The sequence below is a fragment of the Desulfobotulus sp. genome (assembly GCF_034006065.1).
Lineage (GTDB): Bacteria > Desulfobacterota > Desulfobacteria > Desulfobacterales > ASO4-4 > Desulfobotulus.
In genome coordinates this window covers 1-18,039 of record NZ_JAVETM010000006.1, presented here as the reverse complement: position 1 = coordinate 18,039, position 18,039 = coordinate 1, and the positions used below count along the sequence as shown (strand labels likewise).

General features: G+C 53.8%; 14 protein-coding genes and 1 tRNA gene. 12 read left to right on the top strand and 3 right to left on the bottom strand.

Annotation, left to right across the window (positions count from 1 at the left end):
- The first annotated feature begins 25 nt into the window (after window positions 1-25).
- The 3 genes from RBR60_RS04105 (at window position 26) to RBR60_RS04095 (ending at window position 3,364) form a co-directional block, all read left to right on the top strand.
- Window positions 26-2,026: a methyl-accepting chemotaxis protein gene (locus RBR60_RS04105; protein WP_320354608.1), complete on the top strand. Its 2,001-nt coding sequence runs from the start codon at window positions 26-28 to the stop codon at window positions 2,024-2,026.
- 180 nt (window positions 2,027-2,206) lie between these two features.
- Window positions 2,207-2,647: an arsenate reductase ArsC gene (locus RBR60_RS04100; RefSeq protein ID WP_320354607.1), complete on the top strand. Its 441-nt coding sequence runs from the start codon at window positions 2,207-2,209 to the stop codon at window positions 2,645-2,647.
- A 93-nt stretch (window positions 2,648-2,740) separates the two neighbouring features.
- Window positions 2,741-3,364 carry a hypothetical protein gene (locus RBR60_RS04095; RefSeq protein WP_320354606.1) on the top strand — a complete coding sequence of 208 codons (624 nt, stop codon included), beginning with the start codon at window positions 2,741-2,743 and terminating at the stop codon, window positions 3,362-3,364.
- 61 nt (window positions 3,365-3,425) lie between these two features.
- Here RBR60_RS04095 and gspF read toward each other — a convergent pair whose 3' ends face one another.
- On the bottom strand, window positions 3,426-4,646 hold the full coding sequence (gene gspF / locus RBR60_RS04090; protein WP_320354605.1) for a type II secretion system inner membrane protein GspF: 1,221 nt from the start codon (window positions 4,644-4,646) through the stop codon (window positions 3,426-3,428).
- 363 nt (window positions 4,647-5,009) lie between these two features.
- Here gspF and RBR60_RS04085 point away from each other — a divergent pair, with 363 nt between their 5' ends.
- The 3 genes from RBR60_RS04085 (at window position 5,010) to RBR60_RS04075 (ending at window position 9,724) form a co-directional block, all read left to right on the top strand.
- Window positions 5,010-6,728 (top strand): methyl-accepting chemotaxis protein, encoded by a 1,719-nt coding sequence (locus RBR60_RS04085; protein ID WP_320354604.1) that lies wholly within the window; start codon window positions 5,010-5,012, stop codon window positions 6,726-6,728.
- Window positions 6,729-6,795: 67 nt separating this feature from the next.
- Window positions 6,796-7,353 (top strand): YqgE/AlgH family protein, encoded by a 558-nt coding sequence (locus tag RBR60_RS04080; RefSeq protein ID WP_320354603.1) that lies wholly within the window; start codon window positions 6,796-6,798, stop codon window positions 7,351-7,353.
- 94 nt (window positions 7,354-7,447) lie between these two features.
- Window positions 7,448-9,724, top strand: a complete 2,277-nt coding sequence (locus RBR60_RS04075) for a dynamin family protein (protein ID WP_320354602.1) — start codon at window positions 7,448-7,450, stop codon at window positions 9,722-9,724.
- 6 nt (window positions 9,725-9,730) lie between these two features.
- Here the strand turns inward: RBR60_RS04075 and RBR60_RS04070 are convergent, their stop codons facing one another.
- Window positions 9,731-10,348, bottom strand: coding sequence for a putative metalloprotease CJM1_0395 family protein (locus RBR60_RS04070; protein WP_320354601.1), 618 nt, complete (start codon window positions 10,346-10,348; stop codon window positions 9,731-9,733).
- Between the two features lie 284 nt (window positions 10,349-10,632).
- Here RBR60_RS04070 and hisB point away from each other — a divergent pair, with 284 nt between their 5' ends.
- The 6 genes from hisB (at window position 10,633) to RBR60_RS04040 (ending at window position 17,545) form a co-directional block, all read left to right on the top strand.
- Window positions 10,633-11,220, top strand: coding sequence for an imidazoleglycerol-phosphate dehydratase HisB (gene hisB / locus RBR60_RS04065; protein WP_320354600.1), 588 nt, complete (start codon window positions 10,633-10,635; stop codon window positions 11,218-11,220).
- A gap of 57 nt (window positions 11,221-11,277) precedes the next feature.
- Window positions 11,278-12,015 (top strand): 1-(5-phosphoribosyl)-5-[(5-phosphoribosylamino)methylideneamino]imidazole-4-carboxamide isomerase, encoded by a 738-nt coding sequence (gene hisA, locus RBR60_RS04060; RefSeq protein ID WP_320354599.1) that lies wholly within the window; start codon window positions 11,278-11,280, stop codon window positions 12,013-12,015.
- A 189-nt stretch (window positions 12,016-12,204) separates the two neighbouring features.
- Window positions 12,205-14,049, top strand: coding sequence for a DNA primase (dnaG, locus tag RBR60_RS04055; RefSeq protein ID WP_320354598.1), 1,845 nt, complete (start codon window positions 12,205-12,207; stop codon window positions 14,047-14,049).
- Window positions 14,046-15,908: an RNA polymerase sigma factor RpoD gene (rpoD, locus tag RBR60_RS04050; protein ID WP_320354597.1), complete on the top strand. Its 1,863-nt coding sequence runs from the start codon at window positions 14,046-14,048 to the stop codon at window positions 15,906-15,908. The genes dnaG and rpoD overlap by 4 nt, the downstream gene beginning before the upstream one ends.
- 83 nt (window positions 15,909-15,991) lie before the next feature.
- Window positions 15,992-16,068: transfer RNA gene (locus tag RBR60_RS04045), tRNA-Ile, on the top strand.
- Between the two features lie 229 nt (window positions 16,069-16,297).
- A complete protein-coding gene (locus RBR60_RS04040; protein ID WP_320354596.1) occupies window positions 16,298-17,545 on the top strand; it encodes a tyrosine-type recombinase/integrase in 1,248 nt (415 codons plus the stop codon).
- A gap of 289 nt (window positions 17,546-17,834) precedes the next feature.
- Here the strand turns inward: RBR60_RS04040 and RBR60_RS04035 are convergent.
- Window positions 17,835-18,039 (bottom strand): hypothetical protein (locus tag RBR60_RS04035; protein ID WP_320354595.1); only part of this gene is annotated, 205 nt, incomplete at its 5' end.

Here is an 18,039-nt window from a genome sequence, read left to right as displayed (position 1 = left end):
TATAAAAACTTTTTTTGGAGGCTCCATGAAACTCAGACTGAAGCTCGCGATCATGGTATTACTTCCCCTTGCCGTATGCATTGTTCAGGCTTCCATTCAGTCCATGCAGGCCGTTGAGACTCTTCGGATTGCCGAGATTATGAAAAAAAACATGGATGCTTTCCATGCGGCTTCTCTGCTGATCCATGAGATACAGAAAGAAAGAGGGCTTTCTTCATTGCTGGTAAGCGGCAGTGCGGTGGGGCATATGCTGGATCGGCAGCGGGTAATTACTGATGAAAAAAAAGAAAATTTCCTTCTTTATATTGGTAAAAGCGCCCTGGGGGATACGATCAAGGAGGGGGCCCTCGCTGGTGTCAGGGGGCTACAGGCAATTCGTATGCAAGTCCGGGAGGGCGCAGACGGCGTACAGATAAGGAACCAGTATACAGATGTTATTAAAGTACTCATCGGTGTTGAAACCGCTGTGGCCAATGCGCCGACGGCGCGGGGCGTCGGTAAAACGATGACGTCCATGGCCATTGTGGAGGCCTCAAAGGAGGCAACGGGTCTCCTCCGGGCTTTTCTTTCGCCCCTGCTGGCCCAGAAAAGAGCTCCTTCGGAAGATGAAAAAGTTTTTCTTTTTTCTCTGAAAGGTCATGCTGATACCTCCTTGTCATCACCAGCCCTTGTCCTAACATCTCAAAGCCGTGAAGATCTTAACCGCAGCAGGCAAAAAAAAGAATGGGAGGCAGTGGACAGGGTTTTCTGGATGATTGTGCAACATTCTGGCGAGGGTGAATATGAAATATCTGGTATGGATTTTTTTAACCTGATTACCGTAAAAGTAGATGATCTTGGTGCAGTTTTGCAACGTGAGCTGAATACAGCTTTGGTTAAGAGCCAACATGTGTATGCATCTTCCAGATTTCAACTCCAACTTATTGTGGGGTCAACAGCCGTCATTTTTGTTACACTCCTCGTGGCTTTGTTTTTCATGTCAAGAAGTATCCGGATGCCTATCTATGAAGCCATACGTTTTAATGAGAAAATAGCAGACGGCAATTTTTCAGAAGATGTCCCCAGCTATTTGCTGCAGAGAAAAGATGAGATCGGTGACCTGGCAGTATCCATGCAAAAAACTGTCCTCAGCTTGAGGCAGGCCCTTGCTGGTGTGGAGAGCTGGATTCAGAGCCTTGTCAAATCTTCCGTTTTTCTCAGGGAGACCGCTTTGAAAATGTCAGATGGTGCGGCCAAAACTTCAGAAATGAGCATTACTGTTTCTGAATCCTCCCATGGGGTAAGCTTGAAGACATTGGCAGTTGCAGAAAAAATAAAAAAAACAAGTGAAGGCCTGACGAAAGTTGCCGCATCCATTGATGTAATGTCCAAAGATATGGGGGAAACAGCCTCAGGTGCGGATACGGCGAAAAATATGACAGCCAGAGCCAAAGATCAGGCGGAAGGCATGTTCCGGGTGATGAAGGAATTAGAAACGGCCATTCTGGATATCGGAAAAATTACAGGGACTATCAATGATATATCGGATCAGACCAATCTCTTGGCCCTGAATGCTACGATAGAGGCCGCCAGAGCCGGGGATTCTGGAAAAGGTTTTGCTGTAGTGGCATCAGAAGTTAAAGGGCTTGCAGGTGAAACGGCCAGAGCCACTGAGGATATCCGCCACCGTATTGGCAAAGTTCAAGGGTCCGCATCCCTTGCGATGCAGGATATCTCTCGCATTGAAGAGATGATTCGGGAAATCAATAAAACGGTTTTTGAAATATCGAATACTCTATCCCTTGAGGCCTCTATTCTGATGGAAATTTCTCGCGATATGGGCGAAATTTTTATGGATGTGAAAGACGTGAGCGGCCTTGCTCTGGAAAGTTCTGGTTTGGCGGAAATGCAATCAGAAGCTATTTCTGGCGTTAATACCGCTGCGGGAGAAATTTCTATTTCGAGTTCTGATGTGAGTCAGAGTGCGGTTAAACTTGAGAAGCTGGCTTTTCGGCTGAAGGAGGTAGTTTCTGGTTTTAAAATTTGAAGATTTTTATACAGAATCCGGAAACAGAATGATGGGCCTATGATACACAAAAAAGCTTTTTGCCAGGGCTGCGCTTCAATGGGCTTGGTCTCATGATTTTCTAACATGGGAAGCGTAGGGTTGGATCTGAGGACGCTAACGCTGAAGGATTTGTTTTTTTGTCTTATAAGGAGGTCCACCATGTCCGTGCATAAACGTCATGTCATTTTTCTGTGCAATGGCAACACCATCCGCAGCCAGATGGCGGAAGGACTGATGAATCATATGGCGGGAGACCGTTTCACAGCCTTAAGCGCAGGCGTGGATCCCGGAGAAAGGGTTCACCCCATGGCCATCGCTGTGATGGAGGAAGCAGGCATTGACATGAGCGGTCACAAACCCAAAAGCATCAAGGATTATCTGGGTAAGGAAGCCATTCTTCATATGATTACCGTGTGTGACAAGGCTCAGCAATCCTGTCCCCGTATCTGGCCGGGACTTCCTGAGGGTAACCGTCACCACTGGATGTTGGACAATCCCGCTTCTGTGGAAGGTTCGGAGGAGGAAAGGCTTGCGGCGTTCAGGAAAGTGCGGGATGATCTCAGGGAGAGAATCAGCCGTTGGCTGGAAACCCTTGGGTGAGTTTTTCAGAAAATCTCATTGCAGCGAAAGGGGCATCCTGTCCACGGAAGTTGGGGACAGGATGTTTTTTTTGCCGTGAGAAAGGAAGATAGAGTGGTTCTGCGTGGAAGGGGAGGGAGAGTCCTGCGGACAGTGGGGGCTGTGGTGCTGGGGCTTGGTGGCCTGGGGCTGTGGCTTGTGTGGGACAGTGCGCTTTTCTGGACCTGGAAGCAGGAGGCCGGGCCCCTTCCCTTTTTTATGGCCCTTGCCGTACTGCCTCTGGTGGGTTTTCCCACAACGCCTTTTTATATCCTGGCAGGCGCGACCTTCGGGGTGACCACAGGGATCGGGGGATCCGCCCTGAGCCTTGGGGTGAATCTTGTGTGCTGCCATTGGATTGCAAGAAGCGGGCTGAGGCCTTTTCTGGAAAGGCTTTTACGTCGAACCCCCTATACCCTGCCTCAGATCCGCACTCGCAGGGCTTTGGGGTTTACCCTTGCGGTGAAACTTCTTCCAGGGGTTCCGGCTTTTATCAAGAACTATCTGATCGCCTTAAGCGGTGTTTCTTTTTTTATCTACTTTGGTGTGGGGTTTTCCATCAGCATGGCCTATGCTGCGGCGTTTGTCGTCCTTGGGGAGTCCATCCTTGAAAAGGACTGGACCATGCTTGGGCTCATGGCGGGGCTGCTGGGGATTCTGATTGTGGTCTTCTGGCTTTTACGCAGACGTTTGCAGTGAGCCGCCTGTCTTTTTGATCTGCCTGCCTCTTCTGGCCTGACTGCGGAGGGAGAGAGTGAGACTAACGGATCAGCTGGTTCATTTCAAAAATGGGCAGGCAGATGGCCAGCACGATCAGCCCCACGCTCACTCCCATGACAAGGATGACCAGGGGTTCCAGCATGGAGGTAAGGGCTGCGACCGTATTCTGGCTTTCATTCTGGTAGATATCCGCGACCTTTTCCAGCATGGCTTCCAGACTTCCGCTGCGCTCACCGATCTGTATCATCTGGAGGGCCATGTCCGGAAACCCTCTGCCTGCGGCAAGGGAGGCTGCGATGCCATCCCCTCGCTCCACGGCCTTTGCGGCCTGGGCGATGGTCTTGGCCAGCACCTTGTTGCCCACAACGTTTTCCACAATGCCCAATGCTGTGAGAATGGGCACCCCATTGGCAAGAAGGGAAGCCAGGGTTCGACAGCAACGGGTGACAGCCAGTTTGGTGGCAAGGGTTCCTGCGATGGGAATGCGAAGAAGAAAGGCATCCACCTGGATTCCCAGGCGTTGGGAGTGGCGGGCTTTCCGGAAAAGAAAGGGTAGTGCGATAAGGGCGGGGAGGAGTATCCACCAGTAGGCCTTGAGGAAATGGCTGGTGCTGAGAAGAATGCGGGTGGGCAGGGGGAGCTCCTGCTGCATATCAGAAAAGATGGCCACCAGGCCTGGAACAATGAAGGTCATGAGGGCAAAAAGCACAAGACCGCCGAAAATGGCCATGAGAATGGGATAGGCCAGGGCGGATCGTATCCGGGATTTCAGGGTTTCCTGGTTTTCGAGAAGATCGGCGAGCCTTTCCAGTACAAGCTCCAGAGTGCCTGAGCTTTCCCCGGACCGGACCATGTTGATATAGATGGGCGAGAAGGTCGGGCCTTCTGCGGCGAGGGCGTCTCCAAAACCGGACCCTCCCTCCACCGTGTCCTTGATTCTTGAAAGGGTTCTTTTGATGGGAGTGGAACGGGTCTGACTGATAACGGACCCGAGAGCGCCCACCAGAGGAAAACCGGCTCCCGTGAGGGTGGCGAGCTGCCTTGTGATGAGGCTTACATCCTTGGGCCGCAGTCGACCCGTGGAGAGAAAACCCCATACGGGTTTTCGGCTGTGATCCTGGCTGCGGACTTCCCGCATTTCCGCAGGAAAGAGCTGACGTTCCCGCAGGCGGCTTCTGGCCATCTGCATGTTGTCTGCGTCAATGACGCCTTTGCAGCGTCTGCCCTTGGGATTGAAGGCGATATATTCAAAAACCGGCATGGCGTCTCATATGGGATAGGGGGGAAACTTCCGATGATGAACACCTATACAAAACATCTGCCAGGGGGCTTGTCAAGCTTGGGGGGCCTGCTTTTTTTCTTTCATCCTTTGCTTTAAGGGGGGCTTTGGCATATAAGATGGGAGACAAAACGGCCAGGGTCGGGGATTGGGCGCTCTGGGGAGGGGTAGGATGGGGCGTTCTGCGGAGTGGACATTTGGTTTTTGAAATAAAGCCTGCGCGGGGAGAAGCGCCTGGTTTGGCCTTTCTCTCTGAAAAGTCTTGATTGTCTCATCTGAAATATTCAAATCTTCGTCCTGGGACGAATGGGTGGATTCTTCTTTTCTCACAGAGGAGAGCGTGGTTTGAAATTCAAGGATCTGAGTGTGCGCTGGAAAATTCTTGCCATTGTGGCCTCAGGCCCTTTGGTGGTGGCCCTGATTCTTGCCGTCATGCGTGTCGGCGATATCCGGAAGGGTGCTGAGGAAAGCATACTGGAAAAAAGCCGGGCCATTGTGCTCATGGCGGAAGCGGCTCGCAACGAGATGGCCAAAAAGCTCGAAATGAATGTACTCCGACCCTACGAGGAGCTGGATCGCAGCCAGATCATGGAGGCGGTTCCCGTTATCACGGCTCTCAATATGGCGGCCATCAATGCAAGGGAGGCCGGATATCGCTTCCGGGCTCCTAAGATGAGCCCGAGAAATCCGGTGAATACCCCTGACGCTGTGGAAGAGGCCGTTCTGCGGGAGCTGGCCTCGGGCAGTATCCGTGAAAAGGTGATCTTTGAAAAGGATCAGGTGCGGTATTTTAAAGCCATTACTCTGACGCCGGAATGCATGCTCTGCCATGGGGACCCCAAGGGCAGCCGGGACCCCGTGGGGGGGATCCGGGAAGGATGGCGGGTGGGCGAAGTGCATGGGGCCTTTGAAATCATTTCTTCGCTGGAAGGGGTACACCGCGCTGTGGCCAGGGCGAGGCTTTCGGTGATCCTCTGGGCTATGGGGATTCTTTTTGTGGTGATTGGCCTTGGATGGTGGCAGATCCGGCGGAATGTGCTGCGTCCCCTTGGCCTTGCGGCCTCCATGACCCAGGCCGTGGCCTCCGGTGATCTGACCCGGCAGGTTTCCCATGCGTCCGGCGATGAATTCGGCCGCATGGTGACAGCCATGAACGGTATGTCTGCGGAGTTGCGGGGGATGATGACCCAGATTGGCAGGGCCGGTCTTGAGTTGACGGGAACCATAAAAAATCTCGGACGCATTGCAAAGGTCCTCAATGAAAATGCGGAAGGCAATGCCGAGAGAGCCAATTCCGTGGCCGCGGCCAGTGAGGAGATGAGCAGCAACATGCATTCTGTGGCTGCGGCGGTGGAGGAAACCGCCACCAATGTTGCCATGGTGGCTTCCGCAGCGGAGCAGATGACGGAAACCATTAATGAGATAGCCAGGAATTCCGAACAGGCGCGGGCCATTACCCAGGATGCCGTGGCCCAGGCGGAAGAGGCTACCCATCAGATGGCAGCCCTGGGAAAGGCAGCGCGGGAAGTGGGCCAGGTGACGGAAACCATCAACAATATTTCCGACCAGACCAATCTTTTGGCCTTGAACGCTACCATTGAAGCGGCTCGGGCCGGAGAAGCGGGCAAGGGTTTTGCCGTGGTGGCCAACGAAATCAAGGAGCTGGCCCGTCAGACAGGGGCTGCGACGGAGGAAATCCGGGATAAAATCGACGGAATCCAGCAATCCACTTCCGTCACGGTGGAGCGTATCGAAAGAATTCTTTCCGTGATACAGGATGTCAATGCCATTGTGGTGGCCATTGCAACGGCTGTGGAAGAACAGAGCAACACCACAAAGGAGATTGCCAACAATGTGCTTCAGGCTTCCCAGGGGATTCAGGAGATGAACCATAATGTCTCCGAGGCTTCCGTGGCTGCATCTGAAATTGCAAAGGACATTGCCGAAGTGTACAGATCCACCGGCGATGTGGTGGCCAGCAGCCGGAGTCTCAATGAACAGGCGGCCTCCATGGGAGAACAGATGGCGCAGGTAGAGATTCAGGTGCAGCGTTTCCGCATTTAGGCTTGGAAGCTGTGCCTTGCCGGGCCTTGATTTTCCGTCTGGGGCCGCAAGGGAAAGGGTGGGGTGAATGACCAATCCGTTTGTGGGAAAATCGCTGGTGGCCATGCCCAGACTGGACGATCCCTGGTTTTCACGGTCTGTGGTCTGCATGGCCATCCATGATGCGGGGGGCAGCTTCGGGCTTGTGGTGAATAACCGGGTGCATGGCCTGTCCGAGGCGGACGTTCTCCTTTCCATTGGTCTTCCCGCCCAGCACAAGGGAGCGGCATCCCCGGTTTTTTGTGGAGGGCCGGTGCGTGAAGACGGACTTTTCATCCTTCATGGCCCCCCCTTTGACTGGAAGAGCTGTCTGCCCATCACCCCTTATGTGGGACTTAGTTTTTCACGGGATATTGTGGAAGCCATTGCTAAGGATAAGGGACCCCAGCATTATAAGATGATGCTGGGATGCGCCGGATGGAGCCCTGGGCAGCTGGAGGACGAAATTTGTGAAAATACCTGGTTGGTGCATGCGGTGCCTGCGGATCTGCTGCTTTCCTGTCCTGCGGAACGCTGCTGGGATGAGGTTCTTTTGAAAATGGGTATCCGGCCGGAGTTTCTGGCTCTGGATGGCGGCACTGCGTGATGGTGCAGTGTTCTTGAAGGACTTGCGAGAGGTTGGGTGTCGGACCTTCTGAAGGTTTTCAGAATTTGCAAGAGGGATTGGGGCGTATCGGGATATGGAAAATTATCGTGAATGGAAAGAAGGCCTGGTGGCTCTGGCGGAGAATCTCTTAACGCTTGGAGCCCACTACGGGGAAAACGGAGATCCGCAGGGGAGCCTTTCCCAGACCCTGACGCTCTGGCCAAAGGAAATCCGGGAAATTCTGAGGCAGTTCCGGGAAGAAACGCTGCGGGTTGCGGTGGTGGGAACCATCAAATCCGGAAAAAGTACCCTGATCAATGCATGGATGGGCGGTGATCTTTTAAAAAGGGGGGCGGGGGTTGTTACCTCCATCGTAACCCGTGTGCGCAGGGGAGAGCGCCTTTCGGCGCGGGTGCGTTTTAAGGGATGGGATGAAATCAATGCGGATATTGAAGGATCTCTGACGCTTTTCCCGGCTTCCGGATGGCGGCGGGTGGACGCGCGTTTTGATATACGCAGAGACCGGGACAGGGAAGACCTTGCGGAAGCCCTGAAAACCCTGGGCACAGATCAGCTTATCACGGAAGACGCCAGAAATATCCACAGCGTGTATCTCCATTCCTATCTGGAAGGTTATGAGTCCGTCAAATCCTTTATCACCAGCGATGCGCCCGAGGCGGTGTTTGAAGGAGAAGCCTTTGCACAATACCAGCTTTTTGTGGCGGATGAGGTGCGGGCGGCCTATGTCCGGGATATTCTCATCACCATTGATGCGGCCCGCATGCCCGACGGTATCGAACTGGCGGATTGTCAGGGCAGTGATGCACCCAACCCCCTGCACATTGCCCAGGTGCAGGATTATCTCTTTCAGACCCATCTTATCATTTATGTGATCAGCAGCCGCACGGGGCTGCGACAGGCGGATCTTCGTTTTCTGAACATGATCCGTAAAATGGGGATTCTCGATCCCGTGCTTTTTGTCCTGAATACGGATTTCAGCGAACACGGAGACGATGGGGATGTGCAGCGGGTGGCCCGCAAGGTGGAAGCGGAGTTGGGACTTTTGTACCCCGGAGCCCGGGTGCATGTGTTTTCCGCTCTGTATCGCCTCCTGCAGGCCCTGGACGCCCAGGGTGGGCTGCCGGAAAAAGAGCGCCTGCGGATGGTCCAGTGGGAGGCGGATCCTTCCATGACTGCGGAAAGCCGGAGGCTTTTTGAAGACTTTGATAAGGTACTCCATGCCCGTATGACCCGGGATCGGGCGAGACTTCTCCTTGTGAACCAGGTGGCGCGTCTGCGCCAGATTGCTGCATCCATGGCCAATCGCTGTCGCATGGACAGGGATCTTCTCGGCGGAGACCAGGAACAGGCACGCCATATTCTGGAGGAGGTTCGCTCCCGCCATCTGCGCGTGGCCCAGGTGCAGGGCCTGATTCGCAATACTCTGGATGGTTCCTCCTCGACCCTGGAAAAACACCTGAAAACTCGCACAGACCGTTTTTTTGATGCCAGTGCAGGGGAAATTGTGCCGGGCATTTTTTCTTTTATCCGGGAGTACCGCCCGGACATGGACGCTTATGCGGACATCTTTGGAAAATCCGGTTTTTCCCTGGCCCTTTATCACGCCTTTCAGGATTTCCGTCAGGCCCTGGATACTTATATGACGGATCGGGTAAACCCGGAGATTGTCCGTTTCATTCGTCAGCTTGAGGGGGAGATGCAGGCCCATTATGCGGAGGTGGCCAGGCCCTATGCGGGCATGGTGGATGAGGTACTCAGGGAATACTGTGCAGGACTCAATGGGATGGGTGTTTCTTTGGATATGCCGGGCCTCGAGTCCGATACCATCCGGGTGGAGCCGAGAACCCAGGCCGAGCGCATGGGACTGTACCTGCCTCCCGCCCATGCGGTGACCCGGTACAATGCCAAAATCCGCACGGAAGGTCACATGCGTTTTGGATTTTATCATGTGAAACGCTGGTTTTCAGGTTTTTTTTCCAAGGAAAAAAAGGAAGGCAGAGAGGAGATGGCAGGCAGGGACGGGATGAAGGCTCTGGCCGCAAGTCTGAAGAAAATCTGCCGGGAAACGGAAAAACAGCTTCTGCACCACATGGTGGATTACCGGGAAAACATCAAGTTTCAGTATATCCTGAAACTGTCTTCCGCCATGGCTCTGGCCGTACAGGCGGAGCTGGATGCCCGCTTCAGCACCTGTATAACGGAAATGGATCTTCTGGATCAGACCGCAGCCCGCAGGGGGGCCAGCCAGGCTGAAAGGCTGGGTGTGTTGGTTGATATTCTTGAAAATATTGAGGTTCTGGACGGAAAACTTCTGAAGATCCAAAAAGAAATCAAGGGGATGGCCGCGTGAGCCGGTTCAGGCCTGTATGTGGAAGAGGCTGCCTGTAATCCTGGGGGCTCTGGTGTAGGGGCTGGAGGCATGGGAGTCTGCTGCATCGGAGGGTTCCCTGCGGGCTTCCATCTGCATGAGGGCAATTTCCTGGAGGGCTTCACTTCGGACCAGAGTGGCTTTTGCGGCCACCCTGCGATCCTGGGGAGAAGGATCCGCAGGCGCGAGGGCTGCGCGACGCACCTGTTCCATTTTTTGGGCAGTGGCCTCGGGATCTCCGGGAACGGGGGACACATCAATGGAAACTTCGCCACCAATGGCGTACATACGGCCATCGGGTCCTTTCTGATAGGAATACCGGATGCCGCCATTAACATGTCCGCCTCCGGAAGCCACATGGGCCTGTTCATGGGCGCGTACTTCCTGATCGCGGCTTTTCAGCTCGGAAACCATGCGCAGCTGGGCAGGGGTCAGGCGTACCGCACCCGAGGAAGAAGCGGTTTTTTCCTCTTCCCTGGACGCAGATTCGGGCTGGGGAGAAACCGGTGCGGCGGGCTGGGTTTTTCCCGGCGAGGTTTCTCCTTTCTGGATTTTCGGCCCCGTATAAGCGCTCGGCTCTATATGGATGCTGGTGCGTATGTCCATGGCCGTCTCCGGGATAGGGAATTCAGGCAGGTGTTTTTTTGCATTGCCTGCAAAAATACTTGACAAATCATAAGGCTTTTTCAGCTTTTTGTAAATCTTTGCCGCTTTTTTGTCTGAAAATGGAAAGAGTGACGCTGGCAGGGATGGATATTTTTGCATGCATCCCACAGAGGGGCAGAGAATGGGCATTTTGGGGCTTTCTGGGGTTTCGCCGGAATGTAAAATTTGACCCCCGGTGTGGGGGGTGGTATAAAGCGCGGTTTCTTGAGTGAAGGGGGAAAAGCATGGAACGCAGGGCTGTGGTGGAAAGAAAAACAGGGGAAACGGAGATCCGTATATCCTGGAATCTGGATGGACAGGGGAAAACCCGGATTGCAACGGGCATTCCCTTTTTTGATCATATGCTTACGCTTTTTGCCGTACATGGCTGTTTTGATCTGGAGGTGGATTGCAGGGGGGATATCGAAATCGATTGGCACCACAGTGTGGAGGATGTGGGGATTGTTCTGGGCGATACCCTTGCCGGGATCCTGGGCGACCGCAAAGGGCTTGTGCGCTACGGAGATTTTGTCCTGCCCATGGACGAAACCTTGTGCAGATTGGCTCTGGATCTTTCCAACCGTCCTTTTCTCGTCTGTCTTCTGCCGGATCCCATCCGCTCCTGCGGACCCTTTGACCCTTACCTGGCCAAGGAATTTTTCCGGGCCTTTGCTGTGCGGTCGGGGATGACGCTACACATTGATGTCCCCTATGGGGAAAACAGCCACCACATTGTGGAAGCCATGTTCAAAGCCCTGGGGAGGGCACTGGACAAGGCCGTACGACTGGATTCCAGGGTGACCGGGGTGCCTTCCACCAAGGGACTTCTCTAAAAAACCCAGAACGCGGACCCTGCATTGAGGGAGGCGGACTTTCAGAAAGGCCATGAGATGATACTGATTCCTGCAGTGGATATAAAAAACGGGCGCTGTGTGCGCCTTTTTCAGGGACAGATGGATGCGGAAACGGTTTTTTCCCATGACCCCGTGGGGCAAGCCCGTCAGTGGGAGGTGGAAGGTGCCTTGAGAATTCACCTGGTGGATCTTGATGGCGCGGTGGAGCAGAAACCGAGAAACCTTGGGCTCATAGAAAAGATTGTGGCTGCTGTTTCTGTACCCGTTCAGGTGGGAGGCGGGATCCGTTCCATGGAAACCATCGCCCACTACCTTGGCATTGGTGTGGACCGGGTGATTCTGGGCACTGCGGCCCTCCGGGATCCGGATCTTGTCCGATCCGCCTGTGCATCCTGGCCCGGTCGGATTGTGGTGGGCATTGATGCACGGGATGGCAAGGTGGCTGTGGATGGGTGGACGGAAACCACGGAAACCACGGCTGTGGACCTGGCCCGTCGCTTTGAAGGAGCAGGCGTTGCCGCCATTATCTTTACGGATATCAGCAGGGATGGTACCCATGGAGGCGTCAACCTTGAGGCGACCCGTGCCCTGGCCGAGGCGGTCTCCATTCCGGTCATTGCATCCGGAGGCGTATCCACCCTGGAAGATCTTGCGGCTCTGGCACCCCTTGCCCCCCTCGGTGTGGTGGGGGTGATCAGTGGTCGGGCTCTTTACGAAGGTACCCTGACCATTGCGGATGCCAATGCCCTGTTTGCCGAAAAAAGCAGAGCCTGAACCGGAAATATAAAAAGCTGCCAGGCAGCCCTGTCTGGCCTGTCTGGATCTTTACTTTTTTATCTCGCAGGCCGGAGGGTTTAGGGGAAAAGGCCTTGCCTTTCCCTGTTTTTCTTGCGGTTTTCCTTGACAGGAAAGCAAAACAGGTTAACTTCTGCAGGTTACCCTTTTTTTAAAAGGGGAGCAATCTTGCGTTCGCTCGGTACCGTGAGGCTTTTGACGCAACATACGGAAGAGGGCGCCTTGGGGACAAGGATTACGGATGAAACCATTGAGACGCTTCGGAATGTCGCTGACATTGCCCAGGTGGTTTCCGAACGCGTGACCTTGAAACGTGCGGGCCGACGTCTTACGGGGCTTTGCCCCTTCCATGTGGAAAAAACCCCTTCCTTTTCTGTGGATCCTGAAAAACAGATGTACCATTGCTTCGGTTGTGGGGCGGGGGGGGATATCTTCTCCTTTGTCATGCAAAGTGAAGGACTTTCCTTTCCTGAGGCAGTGAAAAGTCTGGCAGACCGTTTTGGTGTTCCCCTTGCGGAAAGTCAGGAGGGCGATGACCGTGAAGCCGGAGAACGGCAGGCCATTCTGGAGGCCAACCGTGTGGCTCTGGGGGTTTTTCGCCATGGCCTCCTGAAAAGCCCTTTGGGCGGAGTTGCCAGGGAATACTTGGAAAAACGGGGAATATCCGAAGATTCCGTGGCCCGTTTCGGCCTGGGTTTTATCCCGGATGGCTGGACCCGTCTCCTGGATTACATGACAAAAAAAGGTTTTGATCCGAGGCTTCTTGAAAAGTCGGGTCTTGTGGTGCGCAGTGAGAAGGGACGCTGCTATGACAGGTTCCGCAATCGCATCGTTTTTCCCATTCAGGATATTCCGGGGCGGGTTATCGGGTTTGGCGGCAGGGTTCTGGGCGCTGAAAATCCAAAATACCTGAATTCTCCGGAAACACTCCTTTATCATAAGGCCCGGTCCCTTTACGGACTGCACCAGGGCCGTCAGGAAATCCGGAAAAGTCGGGTTGCTTACATTGTGGAAGGCTATTTTGATGTCATTGCCCTGCATCAGCATGGCATCGGGGAAGCGGTGGCCAGCCTGGGAACGGCCCTCACCCGGGAGCAGATTCAGTTGCTTCGGGGGTATGCGGATCGCCTGGTTCTGGTTTTTGACGGAGATGTGGCGGGTTTACGTGCGGCAGAACGGGCGGCTCCTCTGCTTTTGCCCTTTGCCATGGATTGCCGGGTGCTTCTGCTCCCAGCGGGGGAGGATCCTGACTCTTTTGTGCGGCGTCTCGGAAAGGATGCTTTTCTCGGAGAAGCCTTAAAGGCAAGGCCGCTTTTTTCTTTTCTGATGCATGCTTCCCTGCAGCGATGGGGAAGGGATCCTGCGGGCCGTATCAAGGCTCTGGAGTCCCTTTTGCCTCTGCTTTCGGGTATGACGGATACGGTGGTGCGGGATGTATACCTGCGGGAGATGGCCGATGGTCTGGATATGGAGGAAAAGGGCATACGGGAGCGACTGAGCAAGCGGATTCCCGATTCTCCAGGGATGGCAAGACAGATTCAGAAATCCGAAGACCCCAGAGGCAACCTGCGTATGGAGGAAGCCCTTGTTTCCCTGCTTCTGTCCGTTCCCCAGTGTCGTGAAGAAGTGGCCGGCTTAAAGCCGGAAGGTTTTTTTTCCGATCCGATATTGAAGCGTATCGTCCTTTCTCTGCTTTACGGAGAAAGGCAGGATTCTTTGGTGAATGATCCTGAAATTCTGGGAGACCCGGAGGTGCAGCGCCGTTTAAGCGGGTTTGCCTTTGGAGAATCCTCCTGGAATGTGGACAATGCAGAGTTTTTGATTTCGCAGTTTCGGCGCCTGCAGCAGCAGGCCCAGGGCAGTTCCGGTCTGATGGACCGCATCAAGGCTGCAGAAGCGGGCAAGGATCAGGCCCGGCTGATGGCCTTGCTTGAACAGAAACAACAGCAAGCCCGGGAAGCGGCTAAGATCGGGCTGTCCCGTGTGGTGACCCCTAGGAGGCATATCCAATGACGCAACCGTCCACTGGCGATAAAAAAACGCGTGCTGCACAGAAAAAAGAGTTCAAGGCTCTCCTTGAGCTGGGCAAGGTGCGCGGATACCTTACCTATGATGAAGTCTATGAGGTATTGTCGGATACGGTGACAACGGATCAGATGGATGCCGTGTTTGTGACGCTGGGAGAGATGGGCGTCAGAATGGTAAAGGCATCGGATCTGCCGGAGAAAAAGAACTCCAAGAGGGAGGAGGAGGCTGCGGACGCGGAAGATCTTCTGGACCGACCGGACGAAGAGGAAGAAGAGGAAGAGGACGCGGAAGAAGAGGCGGAAGAAGAATCGGAAGACAAGGGCGCTCCCAAAGTCTTGAGCGCGGAAGAATCTGAGGTAGATTTCGGGTCCGTGACGGATCCTGTGAAGATGTACCTCCGAGAGATGGGGATGGTCACCCTGCTCAGCCGGGAAGGGGAAATCGAGATTGCCAAGAAGATCGAGCTTGGCGAGCAGGAAATTCTTAAAGCCATGCTGGAAATGACGGTGGCTGTTGATACCCTGATTGATCTTGCGGATAATATTCAGGCCGGCAGTCTGAGACCCAAGCATGTCCTGAGAGATATTGATGAGGGCGATACCCTCATGGATGAAAACCGACAGATCGGTCAGTTTCTGGAAGTGATCCAGGAAATCAAGGTGCTGCACGCGGAAAATGCGGAGATTCGGGAGCTGATTTTTGATCCTGATATGGATTATGAGGAAAAAAGAAAGCACCGCAGGATCATTGCCAAACGCAATGAGAAAATTTTTGAATTCATCAAGGACTGGCGCCTTGAAAGCAGTGTGACAGATCGCATTGAAAAGAAAATACGCTATCATATCATGTGGTTTGAAACCATGAGCAAGCTCATGGTGCAGAGTGCCGAAGCGTTTGATACGACGATTACAGATTTCAGGGTCCGCTTACAGGATGAAGAGGGATTTGTGGCCTGGGCCCGGGAGAGAACGGATTATTCTCGGGAGAAGCTGAAAACCGTTTTCTATGATTTGCGGAGTATCCAAGAGCAGATAGAAGCCCGGGAATACGATCTGAAGGCTAATGTTCGTGCGTTGAAAAAAGTCATTGCCAATGTGGATGAGGGTAGGGAATGCGCCAAAAAGGCCAAGAGTGAACTGGTGCGGGCGAACCTGCGCCTTGTTGTGAGCATTGCCAAAAAATATACCAACAGGGGCCTGCAGTTTCTGGATCTTATTCAGGAAGGAAATATCGGCCTCATGAAGGCGGTGGATAAATTTGAATACCGCAGGGGATACAAGTTCAGCACCTATGCTACCTGGTGGATCCGGCAGGCCATTACCCGGGCCATTGCGGATCAGGCCCGTACCATACGCATTCCTGTTCATATGATTGAAACCATCAATAAACTGATCCGTACCTCACGCTACCTGGTGCAGGAGCTGGGACGCGAGCCCAGTCCGGAGGAAATTGCGGAAAAGATGGAAATTCCCTTGGACAAGGTGCGCAGAGTTTTGAAAATTGCACGTGAGCCCATTTCTCTTGAAACTCCCATTGGAGAAGAAGAAGACAGTCATTTGGGTGATTTTATTGAAGATAAAAAGTTCATGCTGCCCTCGGATGCGGCCATCAACCTCAATCTTTCAGAACAGACCCGAAAGGTGTTGGCCACCCTGACGCCCAGAGAAGAGAAGGTATTGCGTATGCGTTTTGGTATTGGAGAAAAGGCGGATCATACCCTGGAAGAGGTAGGCAAGGATTTCGCCGTGACCCGCGAGCGTATCCGGCAGATCGAAGCCAAAGCATTGCGCAAACTGCGTCATCCGACCCGGAGTAAAAAGCTTAAAAGCTTCATTGAATATTGATGGAAAAGGCGTTTTTCGAAAGATGTGCCAAGGCTCTTCTTGACAAAAAAATGCCAAGGCGCTAGTTAATAAAGGTTGTTTTGGGGCCTATAGCTCAGCTTGGTAGAGCCACCGGCTCATAACCGGTCGGTCCCTGGTTCAAATCCAGGTGGGCCCACCATAAGTATAAAAAACGCTGCCGAAAGGCAGCTTTTTTTTTGCCGTTTTTCAGCATTGGCGCTCTTTTCAGCAAAATGGGGGTGGTAGTCGTGACAAGTAAAAACAGGTTGAATATTGCGTGATGTGGTTTTTTTAAGTAACCTGTGAGTGATCAAAAAAATTTCCGGTTACTCGTTACTTGTTCCTGTTTTTTTCGGTTACTTATTCCGGTGTTTTCGGGGGAAAAGGGCATGGTTTCAGGAAAGCTGAACAGTCTGGCCTGTGAGAAGGCGGCGGCAAAGGAGAAGCGGTATTTTCTTCAGGACGGGGACGGCCTGGCATTGCAGGTAGAACCCAGTGGGCGGAAGATCTGGAAGCTGAGGTACTATTTTGAAGGGCGGCAATCCATGATCACAGTGGGGCCTTATCCAGAAATTTCCCTGAAAGATGCCAGGGTGAGCGCCTCACAGCTCAGGCTGATGATTGCACGCGGGGAGAACCCTGTGGCAGGGAAAAAGGCCCGCAAGGAAGGGGGGGATACCGCGAGCATGTTTCAGACCCTTGCCATGGATTGGTACAACAGCGTCCATGCTACCCAGGTGGTGGAGGCCCATGCTGTCCGGAATCTCTCCAGACTGAAAAAGATGGTGTTCCCCTACATTGGCACGAAAAGGCCAGATGAGATAACGCCTCCCATGGTGCTGGAGCTGCTGAAGCGGATCTGTGACACAGGATACGTGGAAACGGCGCATCGGGTGAAATCGGTGATCAGTCTCATCTTTCGATATGGCATTTCCCTCGGGAGGGCCGAGAGAGACCCCACAAGGGATCTGGCTGGAATGCTGCCTTCGTACAGAACGGAACACTTTCCTGCCATCCTGGATACCCGTGATCTGGGTGGGCTTCTCAGGTCTCTTGATGGATACAACGGCAGTATTGTCGTTCGGTCTGCTGCCCGTCTGCTTCCCCTGGTATTCAGCAGGCCGGGGGAACTGTTGGGTATGAAGTGGGCGGACATAGATCCTGCGGCGGCATTGTGGACATGGAAAACATCCAAAACACAGACGCAGATGATGACTCCGCTATCCCGTCAAGCCATGCAGATTCTGGCGGAAGTGCATCCTCTTACCTCGGATGGAGAGAATGTGTTTCCTGCATTGAGAGGGAAGGGGAGGACGCTTTCCAACACATCCATCAAGGCTGCGCTGGATTCCATGGGGTATGGCGGAAGGATGACGGCTCATGGCTGGAGAGCAGTGGCCAGAACGCATCTGGTTGAAACGCTTGGGTATCCGGAAAGTGTTGTGGAAATGCAGCTTGGGCATAATGTGAGGGATGCCCTGGGCCGGGCTTACAACCGAACGACATTTCTGGATCAGCGCAAGGAAATGATGCAGCGGTGGGCAGATTGGCTGGATGAGTTGAGGAAGTTGCCCGCAGCGGTCGGACCGGAAGTCGCCGCTGCGGGAAAAGACGCCTGGAGTCAGTGGAGGGGCTGATCATCCCTGTTTTTTCTGGGGCGCCCGACAGGATTTCTCGGCTGGCAGGGGATAGATGGGCGGTTGATGCGCGCTTTCTGCTCCGCAGCCTCTATCTCTTCCAGGGGCCATCGGATGGACATCGGTCCCCAGCGTACCGGGGCAGGTAGATCCCCACGGCGAACCATGGCGGAGACGGTTCCGGGTGATATGCAGAGCCTTGCTGCCACCTGTCTTTTGTTCAGATACATTTTTTTCTCCTTTTCTGCGGAGCAGATGGTATCTGCTTTTGCGTCAGCGTTTTCGGTTTTCAAACTTCACTCCTTTCATCTGCCCTGAGGTAACACCCTCTGCACAGCATCCTGAGGCCCGGATCTACGGGTTGTCTGCCGCAGCAGGCACATTTTCTCCGGCCCTGGCTGCGGACCGCCGTCCGGAGTCTGCCCCTGTCGTTTGTTTCTTTGATCTTCAGCAGTTCCGCGCGTGAAAAGATCCGTCTTCCTCCGGCACCCTTG

Excerpts from the sequence above, each read along its gene's own strand:
- RBR60_RS04040 (WP_320354596.1), top strand. The coding sequence starts at position 16,298 with ATGGTTTCAGGAAAGCTGAACAGTCTGGCCTGTGAGAAGGCGGCGGCA.
- hisA (WP_320354599.1), top strand. The coding sequence starts at position 11,278 with ATGATACTGATTCCTGCAGTGGATATAAAAAACGGGCGCTGTGTGCGC.
- RBR60_RS04100 (WP_320354607.1), top strand. The coding sequence starts at position 2,207 with ATGTCCGTGCATAAACGTCATGTCATTTTTCTGTGCAATGGCAACACC.
- RBR60_RS04080 (WP_320354603.1), top strand. The coding sequence starts at position 6,796 with ATGACCAATCCGTTTGTGGGAAAATCGCTGGTGGCCATGCCCAGACTG.
- hisB (WP_320354600.1), top strand. The coding sequence starts at position 10,633 with ATGGAACGCAGGGCTGTGGTGGAAAGAAAAACAGGGGAAACGGAGATC.
- RBR60_RS04105 (WP_320354608.1), top strand. The coding sequence starts at position 26 with ATGAAACTCAGACTGAAGCTCGCGATCATGGTATTACTTCCCCTTGCC.
- RBR60_RS04070 (WP_320354601.1), bottom strand. The coding sequence starts at position 10,348 with ATGGACATACGCACCAGCATCCATATAGAGCCGAGCGCTTATACGGGG.
- gspF (WP_320354605.1), bottom strand. The coding sequence starts at position 4,646 with ATGCCGGTTTTTGAATATATCGCCTTCAATCCCAAGGGCAGACGCTGC.
- RBR60_RS04075 (WP_320354602.1), top strand. The coding sequence starts at position 7,448 with ATGGAAAATTATCGTGAATGGAAAGAAGGCCTGGTGGCTCTGGCGGAG.
- rpoD (WP_320354597.1), top strand. The coding sequence starts at position 14,046 with ATGACGCAACCGTCCACTGGCGATAAAAAAACGCGTGCTGCACAGAAA.